This window comes from Priestia sp. P5, assembly GCF_029522155.1.
GTDB lineage: Bacteria > Bacillota > Bacilli > Bacillales > Bacillaceae_H > Priestia > Priestia megaterium_E.
Map to the genome: position 1 here is coordinate 860,101 of NZ_JAKWFJ010000002.1, position 19,968 is coordinate 880,068.

A 19,968-nucleotide genomic window follows, 5' to 3' on the forward strand; every position below is an offset into this window, starting at 1 on the left:
GCGAATCAAGTAAAATAGAGAAAGAATAAGCAGAAGTGAAGCTGGATAGAGAACATTTAAATACAGTCTTGAATGAGGCAAAAGGGGTAGAGTAATAATGGGTAAAGTGAGTGTGAAACATCAAGAAAATCTCCGATTGGAAGCATCTCTTTTTCATTTACATAAGCAATTTCAAGCAGCTGGAGATGAACAGCAGGCAGCAAAAGCAATACAGCTGTTAAAAAAGTGGGTGAACGGTGAATTTGTTGTAGCATTTTGCGGACATTTTTCGGCTGGAAAATCGAGCATGATTAACGAATTGATGGGGCAAGCAATTTTGCCTGCAAGTCCTATTCCAACAAGCGCAAACTTAGTATCAGTAAAAGCTGGGGATGAGCATGCAACCGTTTATTACCGCAAACAGCCGCCGGTGCGTTATGAAGCGCCTTATGAGTATGAGCAAATTAAGCAGTTTGCTGTCGATGGAGATGAAGTAGAGTCCATTCATTTATCGATAGATACAGAGGCTATTCCTAAAAATGTTGTGGTGATGGACACACCGGGAATTGATTCAACAGATGATGCGCATCGTGTATCGACCGAGTCAGCTCTTCACTTAGCGGACGTTATTTTCTACGTGATGGATTATAATCATGTGCAGGCAGAATTAAATCTTCAATTTGCAAAACAGCTGCAAGAAGCTAATAAAACGCTTTATTTAATTGTAAATCAAATCGATAAACACCAAGAAGATCAGCTAACATTTCAAGCATTTAAAGAATCTGTAGAAACGTCATTTTTAAAGTGGAATGTGAGACCAGAAGGAATCTTCTATACGTCGTTAAAAGAGCCAACCAACCGTCATAACGACCTTTCGTACGTAAAATCTCTATTACTTGCTATGATGACGGAAAAAGAAAACCGACATCAGCATATTCAACATGCGATGCAAATGTTAATTGACGATCACCTTGCCTTTATTGAAGACCAAGAAGAAGAAAAGTTAACGATTCATGACGATCTGCGCCATAAGCTTACGCTTGAGAACCATGAAATGAATAAGCAGCAAAAAGAGCAGCTTCTCGAAAAAGAAGCTGAAATGAGGCATGCTGAAAAGCAGCTAGCAGAAACGTACCAACAAGAAACAGGTAAGATACTAAGCAACGCCAATTTAACACCATATGAAATGAGAGAAAAAGCTAGGCTGTTTTTAGAAACGACAAAGCCTGATTTTAAAGTGGGTCTTTTATTTGCTAAGAAAAAGACCGAGGAAGTAAAAAAAGAGCGGCTGACGTTATTTTTTGATGATATGAAAGAACGAGCAGCTTCTCAGCTGCAGTGGCACTTGCAGCAATATGTGCAAGAGCTGGTGAAAAATCAAAATCTTACCGATCCGGATCTTATACGCCAGGTTCAGCAGTTTGAAATTCCGTTAGAGCCGCATGATTTAATTGAAACGGTAAAAGCAGGAGCTACGATTAATGGTGATTATGTTTTAACGTACGCAAAAGATGTAGCCGATCATATTAAGAAAAAAGCGACGCGATTATTATATGAGCTTTATGCGCAAATCGAACAGAGCAAAATCGAGCAAGATGAAGTAAAGCGTGAAAAAATTTATCAGCACTTGCAGGAATGTGAGGCATTTGAAGAAGCGTATACATCCCTTCAAGAAATGAAAGCAAAATTGGCACGTACAAAAGCTTTGCTTCAATTTTTACAGCACACTGATGACGACCTAACGGCAGAAGATACGAACGAGTTGTCATATATGTTACAAGAAGAATATGAAACGGGCATCATGAAAGCTGAAGAAAAGCAAGAAGCTGTGAGTGAGCAGCAGTTAGTTTCACAGCCTGAGGAAGCTGTGCATGAAACAGGAACAGAAAAGGTTCTTCAAGATGTATCAGCTGTTCTCGAACAGCTCCGTTCATTTGGAAAGTTAGACCGCTTTATTAACAGGCTTCAAGAAAAGCGGAAAAAGCTATCAAATCAAACGTTTACCGTAGCTTTGTTCGGAGCATTCAGTGCCGGTAAGTCATCTTTTGCTAATGCGTTGATTGGAGAAAGATTACTTCCAGTATCTCCGAACCCAACAACAGCAACCATTAATAAAATTATGCCTCCAACAGAAAAACGGCCGCATAAAACAGCTGTTGTGCAAATGAAAACAAACGAGCAGATGATCCAAGATTTAAATGGTGCACTTAAGCTGTTTCATCATGAAGTAGAATCAATTGACGAAGCGCTAACAATTATTCCAACCCTGCAGGCAACAGAAGAGCTGCAGCTGCATTTGTCGTTTTTACAGGCAGTAGAAAAAGGCTACGGCGAAGTCAAGCAGCATATCGGTTCAGAAGTAGTAGTGGATACAGAAGGATTTCATGATTATGTAGCCAAAGAAGAAAAAGCGTGTTTTGTTCAATTTATTAACCTGTATTATGACTGTGAATTTACTCGCTTAGGCATTACGCTCGTTGATACACCCGGAGCTGATTCAATCAATGCGAGGCACACTGGAGTAGCGTTTGAGTATATCAAAAATGCAGATGCCATTTTATTTGTAACGTATTATAATCATGCGTTTTCAAAAGCTGACCGCGAATTTCTTATTCAGCTTGGCCGTGTAAAAGATGTATTTGCGCTTGATAAAATGTTTTTCTTAGTAAATGCAGCGGACCTAGCCAGCTCGGATACAGAGCTGCAGTTAGTTCAGACGTACGTAAAAGAGCAGCTTGAACAGTATGGTATACGCTTTCCGCGCTTATACCCGGTATCAAGCTTGCAGGCTTTGCAAAACCACGAGGATAAAATGTTTCTGCCATTCAAAAATGCGTTTTACCGCTTCATAAATTATGAATTACCAGAGCTTGCTATCCAAAGTGTCTATGCAGATTTCGAACAAATTTTAGCAGTTGCCAATGAAATGAAACAGGTGCAAACAAAATCAGAAGTAGATAAAAAGCGATACATTCAATCTCTTCACATAAAGAATGAGCAGGTAGCAGCAAAACTGCATGAAATTCATTTTGAATATGAACAACAGCAGTTTGACCGAGAATTAGAAGAGCTTTTATTTTATGTGAAAAAACGTCTGTTTGTGAGGTATGATGACTTCTTTAAAGAAGCATTCAGTCCGGCAAACCTAAGGGATGATCGAGGTGAAAAGCAAAAGCAGCTGCGCCTGTGTTTGCAGGAGTTGTTAACGTCTATTTCCTTCGACGCAACGCAAGAAGTGCGTGCGACCACTTTGCGAATCGAAAAATACATCGTAAAATTAATCGAAGACTGGCATCGAATGATCATTACAAAGCTACAGCGCTATGAACCGACGTTTACTCCAACGTTGAACTCGTTAGAGCCTCCAAATGGCAGTGAAGTTGTGACAAGTCATCAATTTGATGAGAATGAATCGTATCAAAAAGAGCTTTCACTGTATAAAAACAATAAAAGCTTTTTTGAAAAAAATGAGAAAGTAAAGCTTCACGCTGCTTTACTAGAACGTATTAAGCCCGATGTTAATCACTACATTGCGAAAGAAGAAGCCGCTCTTCATTCACACTATACCCATTTAGTGAATCAGTACGTCTTAGCGCATAAACAGTCTGTATCTGAAGAATGGTATGATTATTACAAACAGCTGCAAGCAGCGGTGTCTGAAGAATTTCCAATTCAAGAATTGGTAAGTACAATGACGGTGCTAGAACATGTATTGGAGGAAAGAAAGGGTCATTAATTTTTATGTCTACACACATAAATAAACGTTTACAGGAAATTGAAAAAGAATATAATGTAGAAATTTTGTTTGCATGTGAATCAGGCAGCCGTGCTTACGGACTCGACACGTCAGCGAGTGATTTTGACGTTCGCTTTATATACAAATATAAAGCATCACGCTATCTTCATCTCAATAGACCTCAGGAGGTCATTAATGTAGCAGAAGGCAATTATGATATGCAAGGGTGGGATTTGTACAAAACCATTTATTTGTTTACAAAATCAAACCCTTCGCTTTATGAGTGGCTATGGTCTCCTCTTGTTTATTACCAGAAGCCATCGTTTGCTGAGCCACTGCGGCAAATGATGGCTCAATCATATTCCTTAAAAGCATTGGGATATCATTATTTTAAAATTTTAACGATAAATAGTAAAAGAAATCTGACATCTTCTGTTACAATAGAGGATATAAAAGTGATGCTTCAACTGATTCGTGCATTTTTATCACTGAAAGTAGTAGTAAAGCAGCGCAGTTTCCCTGTCATTTTATTTGCCGATTTATGTAAGCAGGCAAATCTCGACGATAGGCAGCAATCCATCATTGAGCAATTTGTACAGTGCAAGATAAGCGGGAAAGTTGCTTTTAATGAAAAGATGAAAAACTTTTTGGACAGTATTAAGAAAGAAGCTGCAGCGATAGAAAAAAGCTTAAAAGAATTACCGGAAAAGCAAATCAGTTATGAGGACATTAACTTATTTTTACTAACTCAGCATAATATAATGGAGGAACGAACATGAGTGTACATAAAGAAATTTCAGCCCATTCTAAAAAACAGCACGAACTAGTACGTGCTTTTGCCAGCTTAGAAGCTCGACGCGAGCAAGCTATTGAGGCAGCTGTGCTTCTTTGCAAAGAAGGGAAACCCTTTTCTGTAGACGGCATTAATGCTGCAACAGCAGAAATTAATGAGCTGTCTCAAAAATATACCATCATTCCAGGCCGTAAAGTAGTGACAGAAGAAATGGTTAAAGAGTACGTAGCAAGAATATAAACGTGCTAAGCTCTGGTGTTTTTACCTTAATTTGAACAGGATATGACGTGCCGCTTGATCCATACTAATAGTGTACCAACGAGGTACAAATAGGAGGAGATAGCGATGGGTCGTCAAAAATTGGGTAATAAAAATGCGCAAGCGAATAACAATGCAAAGCATAATTATAACCAAGAGTTCTCTTCTGAGTTTAAAGCAAATCAGGCTCAAAAAGCAAAGCGTGCAAAAAGTGCAAATGACACTTATGCTGGGGAGTTTGCTTCTGAGTTCAACGTGCAACAAAACCAAAACAATTCTGTTAACAAGAAGTTAGAAGCTAATAAAAGTGCAAATAATCAATATGGCCAAGAATTCGGCTCTTATGCTGAAGTTGAATCTGCCAAAATGAATAATGCTGCACAAAAAAAGCGTAAAAAATAACAGAACTGTTTCCAAAAGCGCCGGGATTAGCCTGCTCTGTCAGCAGATTAGCCCGGCGTTTTTTGTTGGGCAATATTTGCTTGGGTACGAGATGTCAATCCATCGCAAACTATAGATGAGGTGAAGCAATATGAATAAAGGAATTGTCATTGCTCTTTCATCAATCGGTTTAGCCCAAGCGTTAAAAATCCCAATTAAAAAGTATCAAACAGGAAAGTGGGATATGCGGATGATTGCTGCGTCGGGTGGAATGCCAAGCTCTCATTCAGCAGGCGTATCTTCTTTGGCTACCTATGTAGCATTAAAAAGAGGTGTTTCTACGATTGACTTTGCGTTAGCATCTGTTTTTGGAATTATTGTGATGTACGATGCACAAGGAATTCGAAGGCAGACTGGCGAAATTACTATTAAAGTGAATACGTTAGATGAAGAAATTGAAAAGCTTGCGGGTCTTCCAGACGGAGGCTTTCACGATTTGACGGAACAGCGCTTGAAAGAAATGCTTGGGCACCAGCCCGAAGAAGTGATTGGCGGAGCCATTTTAGGAGTAGCACTTGGAGCAATTGGCTATTTTTTAGAAGGGAAATCATAGTCAAATAGCCAAAAGTAAGCTAAGATAAAGAAGAACCTTCACAAAAGGATGGGACGAAAAAGTGACAAAAACAGCTCAAACCGTTGAAGAGTATCTTCTTTATCTTGAAGAAAAAGGCTTTCATTTAGCAGAAGATGCACGTGGATTTATTTCATTTGGTCAGCAGTATACGCGTGCAGCTGACGAGATGGTCATATTTACAATTGAATGGACACTAAAAGTACAAAAAGAATTTGACGGCAGTTTTTTTGTATCGCTCCTCGAGAATTTGACATCAAATCGTATTAGCAATCAAAAACAAGCCATTCAATATTTAAAGTCATCAGGTATGATTTAAGCAGGATTACATTCCTGCTTCTTTTTGATTAATGGCTTGTCTGGCCAGCTGATCAGCACCTGCATTTTGAGAGCTAGGGATCCACTTTATAAAAAATAACTCAAATTGACTGGACAATTTGAGGGCTTCTTCCAGTAAAGGAGCGAACGCTTTATTTTTAACGTATTCTTGGTTCATTGCGCGGTCTACTAGCTGAGAGTCCGTTCGAAAAGATACGCTCGTATACTTGTTTTCTAAACAAATTTTTAATGCATGAAGAAGTGCATGGTACTCTGCTTCATGATTCGTCATTGTCCCAAGAGCAATAGCGTAACGATGATGTTCACCATCTCCTTTAATTAAAATACCAGCTCCAGAAGGACCAGGGTTGCCAGCAGTGGCTCCGTCTATATAAACTTCAATCATCATACAGCCTCCTTGTTAAAACAATATAAGCTTAAACCATGTTTTTTCATCAATAGTATTGTATCATAAGTACTTCAGCTATTTTATATTAGCACGTATAAACGCTAAAATCCGCTTATTAGGTAAGAAAACTGTCATGAAAAGACATAATAGAAGATAAAATACAAAAAAGCAGAAAAAGTGTTGAATTCAAAATTGCTGATGAAAGGAATGCTCGTTATGAATTTCCAAATTGAATGGCATTATAAATCCTCGAAACATAAACAGTTAATTTTCACATCCGATTTTACAGATGCGAATGAGGCGCTAATGATTGTGGGTGATTTAGAAAAAACAGGTCGAACGAAGGAAATTTTTCTACTTGATGAGCAGCAGCAAAAATGGACTGTAAAAGAAGCGAAAAAGCTCTTACAGGAAGTACAGACAGAGCCTCACGATATTGTGGCATATTTTGACGGAGGCTATGAGCATGATACGCTCTTAGCGGGGCTTGGGGTTGTGATTTATTTTAAACAGAACAACAACTCTTACCGAATACGACGCAACTCAAGGCTGCAAGAGATTGAATCAAATAATGAGGCAGAGTATGCTGCTTTTTATTATTTAATACAAGAGCTTGAGGAACTTGGTGTTCATCATATACCGGTAACGTTTAGAGGTGACTCTCAGGTTGTATTAAATCAGCTGGCTGGGGAGTGGCCTTGTTTCGAAGAAGAGTTTAATCGGTACTTAGATCGAATAGAAGATAAAATGCAGGAACTTGGTATCCGACCCGTATATGAGCCTATTTCAAGGAAGGAAAATGAAGAGGCTGACCAGCTTGCTACTCAAGCTCTTCAAGGGATACCAATTGCTAGCAGGAAGCAAGTGTAACACACAGAACGAAATGGAGATGAACGAGAGTGGAACGTAAACAATTATTAGAAGAAGTAACGGAGTTATTGGATTACTACTGTAGTGATTGTTTTGTAAAAAAAACGTTTAATAAAGAAAAGGGCAAAACATACGCTCAGACGTTTTGTATTAAAGAGTGTACCGTAGGAGAAAAAATTAAGCAGTATGGAGATTTGCTGACTAAAAAGTAAGCGTGTATAATTTGCCGGCAGCAGCTTCATTCTATCCATATGGAGGTGTTTTTTCAATGGATAAGTTTTCAAATGAAGAAGTAACAACAGGATATAATGATTTAAAACAAGTAGAAGTGTCTATTCAATCTGCTCAAAAGATGATTGGGACGGCTACGATGAGTATGAGTCCTCAGCAGCTTGAAGAGGCAACGAATGCGCTTAATGATGCAAAAGTACAGCTTCAATCTGCCAAAGCTCATGGCACAGGAGTAGACGAGCAATTTCTTCAGCAGTGCATGCAGTCTATTCAAACATGTGAACAGCAGCTTACTGAGGCCAAACGCTAGTATAACAAAAAAGAGACTCGGAAAAGAGTCTCTTTTACTATAAAATAAAAAGATCTATTTATGATAGCTTAGTGACATTAGCGGCTTGCGGGCCTCTATTGCCTTCTACAATTTCAAAAGATACCTCTTGTCCTTCTTCCAAGGATTTATAACCTTCGCTTTGGATGGCAGAAAAATGTACAAATACGTCGCTGCCGCCTTCAACTTCAATAAAGCCATAGCCTTTTTCATTGTTGAACCATTTTACTTTACCATTTTGCATAACTTGAATCCCCCTAGTACTGTGCAGCCTCATGCTGCTGAAACTCGAATTATCATTTCCAATAGAGGTAAATGATTGTTTATATTATATAATAAGAAGAAATAAAATTTCAACATAAAAATTTAACTTTTCTGAAAATTAAATTTTTATTTAACGTAGACTTAGACGTAGCACAATTATAACTAAAAAAATTTCTTATAAGATGAAAAATAACTGAAAATTTAGTTTATAATAAAAGTATAGTCAGCATAATTTTAACGCGGTGATAAGGAGTGGGTCGTGTATGTATCGTACACAAGTAAATGGAAAAGAAATCATTTTGTTATTTTCAACGCTCGAAGCAGCAAAGAGCCGCAGCAACCTAGAGAAAGAGCAAATTTATAAGCGCGTATTGCATTTAAATGAGCAGCTGCTAATGTTTCAAAATGGAACAAGCTTCACCATTGGCGATCCGTTAGGATTAATTGTAGCTCAAGTGAAAAAAAGTGATTTGACAACCATATATATCGAACATATCATTGATAAACAGTTTATGTATGATGGAGATGGTCATCGAGGTGAAGTAGTGTAACAAGATGACACCTATATATGAAGAAGCGTACGTAGATACTCGTACGCTTCTTCATATATAGGATTAAAAATATGTGATTTTACAAGTATTAACAGGGATAAAGAACAAAGTTCAATAAATTAAAGAAGAACAGTGAAACCATGAATAGCAATCACCTTTTTAGCTAAAAAATATAGATACACATCATCTTATGTAATGAGATAGTTAAGCTTTAAAATCAATGAACACGAGAAGTTTTATAAAGCTTAAATTGAAAAACGTGTGATTGTGACGTTAATTAGAAGTAAGGTTTGGAGGACGCTATGGAAAGTAGAAAAAAATTGGATTTACTTGCTCTTGCTTCTGTGCCACTTATCATGACCCTCGGAAATTCAATGTTAATTCCGGTGTTGCCGGTGATTGAAAAACGTCTACAGATAAGCTCGCTGCAGGTATCCATGATTATCACGGTCTACTCAATTTTCGCTATTTTTTTAATCCCGATTGCTGGTTATTTATCAGATCGATTTGGCCGCAAGAAAATTATTATTCCTAGTTTGCTTCTTGCTGCAGTAGGAGGGGCTTTAACAGGCTGGGCTTCATGGCAAATGGCCAATCCATTCTGGGTTATTTTAATTGGCCGTGCGATTCAAGGAATAGGTTCAGCAGGAGCTATGCCTGTTGTGATGCCTTGTGTAGGAGATATGTTCAAAGACGAGCAAGAAATTACAAAAGGACTAGGTTTAATTGAAACAGCTAATACGTTTGGGAAAGTACTAAGCCCAATACTGGGAGCTTTTTTAGCGGCTATGATTTGGTTTCTTCCTTTTTGGTTCATTCCTATTCTTTGCCTTATTTCGATTCTTTTAGTTATCTTTTTAGTAAAAGTTCCGAAAAATGATAGTTCTTCTGAATCTGAACAAAAAAAGAAAAGTATTACGCGATTTTTGAAGGATTTGAAGAAGACGCTCAAAGAGAATATTGGATGGCTTATGGCTATTTTTATTTTAGGCGCCATTATTATGCTTGTATTATTCGGGGTTTTATTTTACCTATCGACCATACTAGAAGAGCGTTATCATATTGTGAATACGAAAAAAGGTTTAGTAATGGCTATTCCCTTGCTCGCTTTATCTATTTCTTCTTTTGTGGCGGGGAAAAAAGTTGGCAACAATAAAATCGTTATGAAGTGGTCTGCTTTTTTTGGCTTTTTATTGTTAACATGTTCTTTCATCATTTTATTTTTTAATACGTCTCTTTTTAGTATTTTACTCACTTTAGTGCTTGGTGGAATTGGAATTGGAGCAGCTCTTCCCAGTCTTGATGCGCTTATTACAGAAGGAATTGAAAAGGAAGAGAGAGGAACCATTACGTCTCTTTATAGTTCGATGCGCTTTGTCGGAGTAGCAGCTGGGCCTCCTCTTTATACATTGCTTATGAAGTGGTCGGACATGGCTGTGTTCCAAACGTCTCTAGGGGTTAGTGCAGTAGGTGCCATTTTAGTTTTAAAAGCTATCAAACCAAAACCTGAAGGCGGCGTAAAACTGAAGAAAGCTGAAGTGTGATTTTATGGAGCTGTCTTATGATAAAAGACAGCTCTTTGCTATTTAAAGACCCGTCAATATGCTTAAATTTATATTGTGTCTAGAAAAAATCCTTGAAATTTCTTATACTTCAATTTATAGACAGCAGATGCAATAGTTCTTATTTTATTGAATAAGGTGGTTTTGAATTGAGTATAAATTATCAGAAATTAAAAAGCATGGTGGATCATTATCAAATATTTGATCTTGTAGCGTATATAACAGAAGAAGTACAAAGCCTTCAACCAAAGAGCCTCGCGGGGATTGTGAAAGAATGGTTAACAAACTTACAAACGGAAGAAGAGCTGTACGAGCTTATACGCTTTTGTGATGAAGCTTTATTAAATCGTTTAAGTCGAATGTTAACGACATATGGCTATCGTCGATTTGGCTCGATTCGAATGGTGACTCTTTATTGTGATGATCTCCTGCGAGAAGGCAAGATACTCGACGCTGATGATAGACTTTCTTTATTAATTTCTCAGCTGGATACGGAATCAGTTAAACAGGAACAGCTTGAGAAAATCTATTTTTTAAAGGTAAGAATTCTTTTAGAAATGAAACAAGTGGATGAAGCTTCTAAGTGGATGAAACAAGTAACGTCATATAATCAAAAGGGTATGGCTGACAGATGGGGCTATTTTTATTTGCAGCTCAACGACAGAATGAAAGCTGAAGCCTGCTTAAAAGAAGGGACAGCATATAAGGAAAATGGAGATTTTTGCTATGCAATGCTCGCAGACTTATATGCGTATGAAGGGAAGCATGAACAATCGCTTGAAACAATTAACGAGGCTATTGTCCGCTATCCACAGCTTCCGTCTTTATATATGGATAAAGTGATGCGATTAAAAGATTTAAAAGAGTATTCTCTCTTGCTTGAAACGATTGAATTTATCGACTCAAAGTTACCCTATCACGATTATCAAGATTTTTTTACGCTGCTGCGCGCGGACATTTATTTTGAACAGCAGCAGCAATCTCAGCTTACGCATCTGCTCTCGACCAAGCGATGTTTAAAAGATTCACCTTATCAAAAATTAATCGGAAAGCATACAGACGATAAATGCAGTACAATCAAGCTTCCTATTGTACCAATTGTTCAAAAAGATAATTATTGCGTGCCAGCCAGTATGAGTATGATGTTAAGGCTTTTACATACCGAAAAAACACAGGATGAGATTGGAACTCGTATTTACGGAGGGTTAGGCTCCAAATTATCAACAGCGGTGAGCTACTTTGAATCTCTTGGCTTTGCAGCGATGTTTTTTACCGGCACAGTTGAACAGTTTAAAGAACTATTAGACAAAGGGCTGCCTATTTTGGTCAGTCTGGAATTTGAACAAGCTTCCCACGTTCAAGTTGTATTTGGCTATGATGATGAACTTGAACTTTTTCATGTACAAGATGCTAATTTTCTAAGTCCAACTTATGTAGAATATAAAAATTTTGATCAGCATTACGCTAATTCGGGGTTTTTATCAATTGTTGCTTCTAAAACGGCAGCGGATCTCTCTTCACTTTCTAAAGAGCAAGATGTGTTTATTCGTCAGCTGTATGACTTAATCGAACTAGTTGAAGCGGATGAAGAGGCACACATTAACCATCTCGTTTCTTTATTAAAAGCAAACGAGCATGTTCCATTTGCCGCTATTTACAGTATGAAGCATTTGTACAGAAAAGAGCATGAAGCCTATATTCGTACGTGTATTAATCATGTGTTAGAGAAATATAGCAATCATGTTTATCTTAAGCTTCACGCCGCATATGCCTTTTTTAAACTTGACGACAGTAAGGGAGCATCTTCCTTGTTACACCACATAGATAACAAAAAGCATAGCTCTTTTTATCACTATCTTAAAGGGAGAATTGCGCTGGATGAAGAGAAATATGATGAGGCTGTTGAAGCACTGCGCAGCTCGCTGCAATTAGACGTAGAGCAGCATTTGAACTGGAGCTATTTAGCACTTGTATATATGTACAAAGGAAACCTCGAAAAGGCTTTTGAATGCTCGGCTATTTCCTTAAATATGTATGGCGATGAATCTTATACACAAATCAATCACGGACTTATTTTAATGGAGAAAGAAAGATACGCGGAAGCCAGAAATCTTTTCGACGCGTTATTAAAAGAAAACCCAAAAGATGCGCACAGCTGGTTTGAAAGAGCCCGTTGTGATGAACATTTAAAAAAATTTCGTAAAGCTTACCGGGGATTTCAAGTAGCTAAACAGCTTTTGCCGACTGTTCCTTATCCATACCTTTCGATAGCTGATTTGCTACAATATCAACTAGAAAAAACGGACGAAGCTGAAAGTTATCTTAAAGAAGGCATGAAGCATCTTCCGAGCGACATGACAATTCGAGGAAGACTAGGCGATTTATACGTCGCGAATCAAAGGTACGAAGAAGCTATTGCTCTGTATAAAGAAGGCTTAAAAATAGAAGAAGATGCTCTTATGTATTTGGGCTTATCTTATGCGTATCTAGAAACAGGTGAACATTTAACGGCCGTTGATACGCTCACGCTTATTGCGCAGAAGTTTTCATCGAACAGCGACGTCCTGTTGGATGCAGGCAGCATGCTTTTAGATGCAGCAAAACAACAGGAGCTAGACAACCAAACGATAGAGTTTGGATTTGCTCTTTATGAAGAAGGAATTCATTTTGCTCAAACAGCGTTAGGTGAAGTGTTAGAGGCATATACGAGTTATTTAGAAGACACAGCTTTACTGACTCGTGGAATTAAGTTTTTAACTGCAGAACATCAAGAGCACCCTAATGAGATTTTGTACATGTGCTATTTAGGCATATTATACGAACAAGCCAAGCAGCTAACAAAAAGTGAGAAACTTTATCAACAAGCGCTTCATATCAAGCAAGATGCTTTGCCATATTATCGGTTAGGTGAAATATATCAATCAATGAATCGCACTGCTGAAGCAAAAGAGGCCTTCAAAAAATGCTTAACTCTTGATAAAACATTTGAAGCCGCTTGTATGAAGCTTGCCGAAATGGCTTGTGAAGAACAAAATCGTACGGCTGAAAGAAATTGGCTGCTTCAATGGATACAGCTGAATCCTATGGAAGTAAACATTGAGCACGTAGCTTCACTTTGTGAAACAGAGAAAGAGTATGGAGAGCTGTTAGAGGTATTAAAGAGCGTAGAGGAAGTCGTGCTGCCCCAATGGCTCGCTGACAGCCATGCTCATGTGTATCGCCTAAAAGGAGACATTTCACAGGCTGAAACGTATCTAGAGAAGGCCCTTGAACTAGATCCACAGAATTCTGCTATTCGCCATCATCAGGCAAAATGGCTCATCATGGAGCAGAGATATGAAGAAGCTAGAAAAATTCTTACAGAGTTATTAAGTGAGGATCCGGAAGATTACGCTCTATTTCAAACGTTCATGTCTAGCTTTCCAAATGGAAAAAAACTGTCCGGGCTTACGGCAGATTTAAAAAAGATGAAAATGGAAAAACAAAGCAAAAGCTTGTTATTTAAAAACGCAGCCGAGGCTTTAAATGAGTATGCCGATTCGATCGTAGAAGAGCAGCAAGGATCTATCTTCAAACGAAGCTTAGCAAAGTTCAAAGCAAAAGCAAAAACGGTTACGCTGCTTGGCTTAACGATTGAACTGTATGAACTTGCTATAAAAACGGATCGGAATAATAAAGAGGCTGTGCATGCATTTGCGGCTTTTTATGAAGAGAAAGGATTAATTGAAGATAGCATCACCGTGCTGAAAAAATCTCTGCATCAGAGCTGGGATTTTGATGTTGCCTATCATTTAGCCAATATACTCGTTAACATCCATGAAAATGAACAGGCTGCACATGAAGCGCTAAACTTAGTTCAAAAACTTCTTGAACAGCAGCCATATCATATAGATTTGCAGATATACCGAGCATTTATTTTGAGTAGCCTTGAAGAGGTAGAAAAATCGGAGGCAGCTTTTCAAGAATTACTTCAGCAGGAGATTTATCAGCCTGACATATATGCAGGACTAGCAAAACTGTATAATAAAACGGAACGCTATCATAAAACTGTTCAGCTTCTTCAAAAAGCAATTGAACAGCGTCAAGAGTATGAAGGGATGTATACCGATTTAGGTATCGCATATCATTTAGAAGGTGAAACGGAAGCAGCAGCTTCGCTTATGATAACCAGAGTAGAAAGTGGAGACGAAGATCTTTTTATTCGCTATAACTTGGCATGCTATCTAGCTGTTCTTGGAAAAACTGCTTCTGCTCAGGAAGAGTTGGATTATGTTTTAGCGCACGATGAAACGGGAGAATTTTATGAAATCGCTATGGAAGACGATGAACTAAAAGGATTAACGGTAAGAAGGTAAAAAAAAGAAGCTGAGTTTCAGCTTCTTTTTTTATCCCTCTTTTGCACCTTGTCTTTTCAAAGAAAGTGATTCGGAAATTTCCAGTGCAAGAATGATAATGGTGCCAAGAACTAATCCGTTGCTTAAAAACGTAGTAACTAAAGGTGGCAGTGTTGAAAAAGCTTGAGAAGGCAAAAACATAACCCCTATCCCCGACAGCAACGCAATACCGGCTTTTTTCATTGCTTTTTCGGGCTGTTTGGCATGCTTGAATTCTCCAATTCCAAGAGCCATCATCCCTGTAAAAACAGGAAAGATTGCCGCGTATCCGACTGCAGGAGGAAGAGCGGACATAATGGACGTTAAAGGAGTAAAGATACTCAGAAAAAGCAAAAGACACGATGCTACAATAAAAGGAACTCGGCTATAAAGATTTGTAGCTGAAATAAATCCACCGGAACCGGAAATAGGAACGGCACCGACACCTGAAAACAATCCTCCAAGCAGCTGACTTATACCCGAAACCATCCCGGAACGCTTAATATTGTCTTTTTCAACTTTTTCTCCTTTGTGTTTATAAACAGACTCAACAACACGAATAGAAGCGAGCATGTTTGTAATTAAAATGAGCGTCACAAAAAAAGCAGTAACAACCATATTCCATTCAACGCGAGGAGCTCCAAATACGAACACTTTAGGTATGTAAAATAACTGCGCCTGAAACTCGATAGGTTTAGCTAACCCTAGCATTGCAAATACTCCCCAGCCTACACCAATACTAATAATAATGCTGAGCTTATTTAACGTCCGGTGCGATAATAAATAAAAAGTCAGCAGCAAAATTGCAGCTGAAGCCAGCGCAATTGGAAGTTTAATAGCTGAATTCGTTTCTGTAATACCAAACATTCCTTTTAAAAAGGAACCGCTTAGCTGCGTCACTAATAAAATTAAATATGTACCGGTAACTGTCGGTGTAAAGTATTTTGCTAGTTTATCAATGAGACCAAGCAGGCTCATCAAAATAGCAATTATCCCGCTTATAAGGAGGGTGAACTGCAGCACGCGGAGCGTTTCAGAGTGAGAACCAAACAGAACGGTTCCAAGGCTCGCATACAGAGAAAAGACGCCCCACCAAACGCCAGCTGGTCCTTCCATGATTGGGTATTTATGCCCTATAAATACCTGCAAGAGCCCGGATAAAGCTAAAATAAATAACGTTCGCTGTAAAAATTGAATAGAATCCGCTGCGTTTAAATGAAACTGAGAAGCAATTACAATAGGAACAATCATACTATTAGAAATCATAAATAAAAACCATTGTAGTGAAGCAATGGAAACTCGAAACATTCTTAACACCTCAATTAATGCCGACGAGCGGCTGAATGAACCAACAGGCTACTCTATTATTTTACCATGGGATTTCCAATTTGTAAGCGATATCTTGTTAAAAGGAAGATGAGTAAAGTGTCAAAAAATTCAATATATTGTTGTAAAAAGAAGAAAGATAATTTATAATTTTCTTACAATTATAAATTATAAACATAAGAATAATTTATAATGAACTGACTAACAGTCAAGGAAGGAGGAGGAATAAGACAAATGAAACTATACCTGTCGGTTGATATGGAAGGAATTACGGGACTCGTCGATCACACAAATGTTCTGCGACAGAAAGAAAATTATGAAAGAAGCCGCAAAATAATGACGGATGAAGCAAATGCAGTAATTTATGCAGGATTTAGAGAAAAGTGCTCAGAAGTTGTGGTAAATGACAGTCATTCGAGTATGAATAATCTCCTTGTTGAACGGCTTCATCCAGAAACTCAGCTTATTTCAGGGAGCGTAAAACCATATTCAATGGTACAGGGATTAGATCAGACTTTTGATGGTGCTATGTTTCTAGGGTATCATGCTAAAGCATCCATGCCTGGTGTCATGTCTCATTCGATGATATTTGGTGCTCGCAATATGTACATAGACGATACGAATATTGGAGAGTTAGGCTTCAACGCATACGTCGCAGGCTATTACGGCGTGCCAGTTTTAATGGTAGCCGGTGATGACCAAACGGCGCTGGAAGCACAGCAGCTTATTCCAAACGTGACGACCGCTATCGTCAAACAAGCCATTTCACGTTCTGCAGCCAAAACATTAACCCCTAAGAAAGCAGAACAATTACTTCAAGAAAAAACAGCCGCAGCTATTCAACACAAACACCTTATTAAACCTTTAATTCCACCTAAACATCCAACCTTACGAATAGAATTTGCAAATTATGGTCAAGCAGAGTGGGCGCATTTAATGCCGGGAACAGAAATTGAGCCTGGAACGACGACCGTTCGGTTTCAAGCAAAAGATATTTTAGAAGCTTATCAGGCCATGCTTGTTATGACTGAATTAGCTACGCGCACAACATTCTGTTAGAAGGTGGGATAAAGGTGAAAAGTTATATTCTGAAACGATTTTTATCCATGCTTGTTACGCTGTGGGTAATTGTGACCTTAACCTTCTTTTTAATGCATTCGATTCCTGGATCTCCATTTAATGAAGAACGAGCGACAAGCGATGCAGTTCAAAAAAACCTGGAATCATTTTATCACTTAGATGAGCCGCTAGCTGTGCAATATATTCTTTATTTAAAATCCATTGTTACCTTTGACTTTGGCCCTTCCATTAAACAGCCGTCTCAAACGGTTAACGACCTTTTAGGAAGAGGGTTTCCCGTATCATTTGAACTTGGAATGGTGACGTTAATTCTTGCGGTGATTTCCGGTATTACACTAGGCATTATCGCTGCTCTTAGAAGGAATGGAATAATTGATTACATGGCGATGAGCATAGCAGTTATCGGATTATCGGTTCCAAATTTTGTTATGGCCACGTTGTTAATTCAACAGCTTTCAGTTAATTTGAAAATTTTACCTGCCGCTACGTGGACGAGCCCTTTACATATGATTCTTCCGACTTTAGCTCTTGCCACAGGTCCTATGGCTATTATTGCACGTTTGACTCGCTCAAGCATGATAGAAGTACTAACTCAAGATTATATTCGAACAGCGCGTGCAAAAGGGCTTTCGCCAGTAAAAATTGTATTTAAGCATGCGCTTAGAAATGCTTTAATGCCCGTTATAACAGTTCTTGGAACGATTGCAGCCAGCGTATTAACCGGCACATTTGTTATTGAACAAATCTTTGCTATTCCTGGCATGGGAAAATATTTTGTGGACAGTATTAATACGAGAGACTACCCGGTAATTATGGGCACGACGGTCTTTTACAGTTCGATTCTCATCATTATGCTTTTTTTAGTAGACATTGCTTACGGAATACTTGATCCACGAATCAAACTGTATAAGAAGGAGGGATAACGTGCTGGAAAAACAGGATTATAAGCAAATTCCTGATGAGTGGTTTGTGCCAAAGAAAAAACAGAAATCTGAAGCTGAAGCAGTTGTAAGGCCGAGTCTTTCTTATTGGCATGATGCTTGGCGCAGGCTTGTAAAAAACAAGTTAGCCATGCTGGGTCTCTTTTTTTTAATCATCCTAGTTGTGATGGCTATATTCGGCCCTATGTTTTCACCCTACAGTGTAACGAAAGCTTCTTTTACAGAGCAAAACCTTCCTCCTTCATCTAGTCATTGGTTTGGAACGGATGACTTAGGCAGAGATATGTACACTCGGACATGGTACGGTGCTAGAATCTCTTTATTTGTAGGGCTGATGGCAGCGCTTATTGATTTTATCATCGGTGTCATTTACGGGGGCTTCTCAGGCTATAAAGGAGGAAAAACAGATAATGTCATGATGCGCGTAATTGAAATTTTATACGGTCTTCCTTATTTATTAGTGGTGATTTTACTAATGGTAGTCATGGGCCCCGGGCTTTCTACGATTATCGTGGCACTTTCCGTTACAGGTTGGATCGGGATGGCGAGAATTGTACGGGGGCAAGTATTGCAAATAAAAAACTATGAATACGTGCTTGCATCTAAAACGTTTGGAACAAAAACTAGTCGTATCATTAAGCGAAATCTGCTTCCAAATACGATGGGACCGATTATCGTTCAAATGACACTAACCGTACCAACTGCCATTTTTGCTGAAGCTTTTTTAAGCTTTTTAGGGCTGGGTGTACAGGCTCCTTATGCCAGTTGGGGAGTAATGGCAAACGATGGTTTATCAACGATTCTATCAGGCTATTGGTGGCGTTTGTTTTTTCCCGCATTTTTTATTTCTCTTACCATGTTTGCTTTTAATGTCCTTGGAGACGGACTGCAAGATGCACTTGATCCGAAATTAAGGAGGTAAGCAAATGGAAAAAATGATCCAAATCAAAGACTTACACGTACAGTTTTCCACTTACGGAGGGCGAGTTCAAGCTGTAAGAGGCGTTAGTTTTGATTTACATAAAGGAGAAACACTAGCGATTGTCGGAGAGTCAGGGTGTGGAAAAAGCGTAACATCTCAAAGTATTATGAGGTTAATTCCGACACCTCCGGGCAGGATCACAAGCGGATCTATTTTATTTAAAGGCCAGGATTTAACAAAACTATCAGAAAAGAAAATGCGAGACATTCGAGGCGCTGATATTTCGATGATTTTTCAAGATCCTATGACTGCGCTTAATCCAACTCTTCGCGTAGGTGAGCAAATTGCAGAAAATATTATGCAGCATGAAAACATTTCAAAAGAAAAAGCCAAAGAAAAAGCATTTGAAATGCTGGAGCTAGTCGGAATTCCAAATCCTAAAGAACGCCTAAAACAATATCCTCATGAATTTAGCGGGGGAATGAGACAGCGTATTGTCATTGCAATGGCCCTTGTGTGCAATCCCGAAGTGCTAATTGCTGATGAACCTACCACAGCCCTTGACGTCACGATACAAGCGCAGATTTTAGAGTTGTTTAAGGATATTCAGCAGAAAAAGGATGTCTCCATTGTTTTAATTACCCATGATTTAGGAGTAGTTGCTCAGGTAGCTGACCGTGTTGCCGTAATGTATGCAGGGAAAATTGTAGAAATTGGAACAAGAAGAGACATCTTTTATACGCCGCAGCATCCGTATACAAAAGGATTGCTGCGTTCAGTTCCTCGGTTAGATTTATACGAAAGTGAGCTTGTGCCTATTGCAGGATCACCTCCCGATTTATTTGCACCTCCATCCGGATGTTCGTTCGCACCTCGCTGTCCTTACGTAATGGAAGTGTGTGATCGGATGTATCCTGCGTCGACAAAGCTGAAAGAAAGTCACCAAGTGCACTGCTGGCTTCAAGATGAGAGAGCCCAAAAATTTGTAACAACTATAAGCTAGATTTATAGATGA

General features: G+C 38.6%; 19 protein-coding genes. 16 read left to right on the plus strand and 3 right to left on the minus strand.

The genetic code is table 11. From position 1 onward, the window contains the following. Window positions 1-97 precede the first annotated feature (97 nt). The 6 genes from MMB69_RS21150 (at window position 98) to MMB69_RS21175 (ending at window position 6,097) form a co-directional block, all read left to right on the plus strand. On the plus strand, window positions 98-3,715 hold the full coding sequence (locus tag MMB69_RS21150; RefSeq protein WP_264409034.1) for a dynamin family protein: 3,618 nt from the start codon (window positions 98-100) through the stop codon (window positions 3,713-3,715). Window positions 3,716-3,720: 5 nt separating this feature from the next. Next, window positions 3,721-4,494, plus strand: coding sequence for a nucleotidyltransferase domain-containing protein (locus tag MMB69_RS21155; protein WP_264409035.1), 774 nt, complete (start codon window positions 3,721-3,723; stop codon window positions 4,492-4,494). Beyond that, entirely contained in the window at window positions 4,491-4,748 is a 258-nt protein-coding gene (locus MMB69_RS21160; protein WP_050690753.1) for a DUF2533 family protein, read from the plus strand. Before MMB69_RS21155 ends, MMB69_RS21160 begins: the two co-directional genes overlap by 4 nt. A 105-nt stretch (window positions 4,749-4,853) precedes the next feature. Continuing rightward, window positions 4,854-5,168, plus strand: a complete 315-nt coding sequence (locus tag MMB69_RS21165) for a hypothetical protein (RefSeq protein ID WP_013056168.1) — start codon at window positions 4,854-4,856, stop codon at window positions 5,166-5,168. Window positions 5,169-5,298: 130 nt separating this feature from the next. Continuing rightward, window positions 5,299-5,760, plus strand: coding sequence for a divergent PAP2 family protein (locus MMB69_RS21170; RefSeq protein ID WP_013056169.1), 462 nt, complete (start codon window positions 5,299-5,301; stop codon window positions 5,758-5,760). Between the two features lie 61 nt (window positions 5,761-5,821). Continuing rightward, a complete protein-coding gene (locus MMB69_RS21175; protein WP_013082383.1) occupies window positions 5,822-6,097 on the plus strand; it encodes a DUF6123 family protein in 276 nt (91 codons plus the stop codon). Between the two features lie 6 nt (window positions 6,098-6,103). Here MMB69_RS21175 and MMB69_RS21180 read toward each other — a convergent pair whose 3' ends face one another. Next, entirely contained in the window at window positions 6,104-6,502 is a 399-nt protein-coding gene (locus MMB69_RS21180; RefSeq protein WP_221785684.1) for a reverse transcriptase-like protein, read from the minus strand. Between the two features lie 219 nt (window positions 6,503-6,721). Between MMB69_RS21180 and MMB69_RS21185 the strand changes: the two genes are divergently transcribed. Genes MMB69_RS21185 through MMB69_RS21195 form a run of 3 tightly spaced genes read left to right on the plus strand, consistent with a single transcriptional unit; the run spans window position 6,722 to window position 7,916 of the window. Continuing rightward, a complete protein-coding gene (locus tag MMB69_RS21185; RefSeq protein WP_016763503.1) occupies window positions 6,722-7,375 on the plus strand; it encodes a ribonuclease H family protein in 654 nt (217 codons plus the stop codon). 29 nt (window positions 7,376-7,404) lie between these two features. After that, window positions 7,405-7,587 (plus strand): zinc-finger domain-containing protein, encoded by a 183-nt coding sequence (locus MMB69_RS21190; protein WP_013056173.1) that lies wholly within the window; start codon window positions 7,405-7,407, stop codon window positions 7,585-7,587. 56 nt (window positions 7,588-7,643) lie between these two features. After that, window positions 7,644-7,916, plus strand: coding sequence for a DUF2564 family protein (locus MMB69_RS21195; RefSeq protein WP_075420590.1), 273 nt, complete (start codon window positions 7,644-7,646; stop codon window positions 7,914-7,916). A gap of 58 nt (window positions 7,917-7,974) precedes the next feature. On the opposite strand, the gene cspD is transcribed toward MMB69_RS21195, so the two are convergent. Then, window positions 7,975-8,178 carry a cold-shock protein CspD gene (cspD, locus tag MMB69_RS21200; protein ID WP_013056175.1) on the minus strand — a complete coding sequence of 68 codons (204 nt, stop codon included), beginning with the start codon at window positions 8,176-8,178 and terminating at the stop codon, window positions 7,975-7,977. A gap of 283 nt (window positions 8,179-8,461) precedes the next feature. Here cspD and MMB69_RS21205 point away from each other — a divergent pair, with 283 nt between their 5' ends. The 3 genes from MMB69_RS21205 (at window position 8,462) to MMB69_RS21215 (ending at window position 14,666) form a co-directional block, all read left to right on the plus strand. Next, on the plus strand, window positions 8,462-8,749 hold the full coding sequence (locus MMB69_RS21205) for a hypothetical protein (RefSeq protein WP_013056176.1): 288 nt from the start codon (window positions 8,462-8,464) through the stop codon (window positions 8,747-8,749). A gap of 302 nt (window positions 8,750-9,051) precedes the next feature. Beyond that, window positions 9,052-10,293 (plus strand): bacillibactin exporter BcbE, encoded by a 1,242-nt coding sequence (bcbE, locus tag MMB69_RS21210; RefSeq protein ID WP_221785617.1) that lies wholly within the window; start codon window positions 9,052-9,054, stop codon window positions 10,291-10,293. 167 nt (window positions 10,294-10,460) lie between these two features. Next, entirely contained in the window at window positions 10,461-14,666 is a 4,206-nt protein-coding gene (locus MMB69_RS21215) for a tetratricopeptide repeat protein (RefSeq protein ID WP_277448392.1), read from the plus strand. 30 nt (window positions 14,667-14,696) lie between these two features. Here MMB69_RS21215 and MMB69_RS21220 read toward each other — a convergent pair whose 3' ends face one another. Next, window positions 14,697-15,992, minus strand: coding sequence for a purine/pyrimidine permease (locus MMB69_RS21220; RefSeq protein ID WP_221785615.1), 1,296 nt, complete (start codon window positions 15,990-15,992; stop codon window positions 14,697-14,699). Between the two features lie 252 nt (window positions 15,993-16,244). Here MMB69_RS21220 and MMB69_RS21225 point away from each other — a divergent pair, with 252 nt between their 5' ends. From MMB69_RS21225 to MMB69_RS21240, 4 genes are read left to right on the plus strand one after another with little or no spacing between them, the layout of a single operon-like run. Beyond that, window positions 16,245-17,069 (plus strand): M55 family metallopeptidase, encoded by an 825-nt coding sequence (locus tag MMB69_RS21225; protein ID WP_221785614.1) that lies wholly within the window; start codon window positions 16,245-16,247, stop codon window positions 17,067-17,069. Window positions 17,070-17,083: 14 nt separating this feature from the next. Then, entirely contained in the window at window positions 17,084-18,013 is a 930-nt protein-coding gene (locus tag MMB69_RS21230) for an ABC transporter permease (protein WP_013056182.1), read from the plus strand. 1 nt (window position 18,014) lies between these two features. Continuing rightward, window positions 18,015-18,953, plus strand: a complete 939-nt coding sequence (locus MMB69_RS21235; RefSeq protein ID WP_277448393.1) for an ABC transporter permease — start codon at window positions 18,015-18,017, stop codon at window positions 18,951-18,953. A gap of 4 nt (window positions 18,954-18,957) precedes the next feature. Next, window positions 18,958-19,956, plus strand: a complete 999-nt coding sequence (locus MMB69_RS21240; protein WP_277448394.1) for an ABC transporter ATP-binding protein — start codon at window positions 18,958-18,960, stop codon at window positions 19,954-19,956. Window positions 19,957-19,968: the final 12 nt, after the last annotated feature.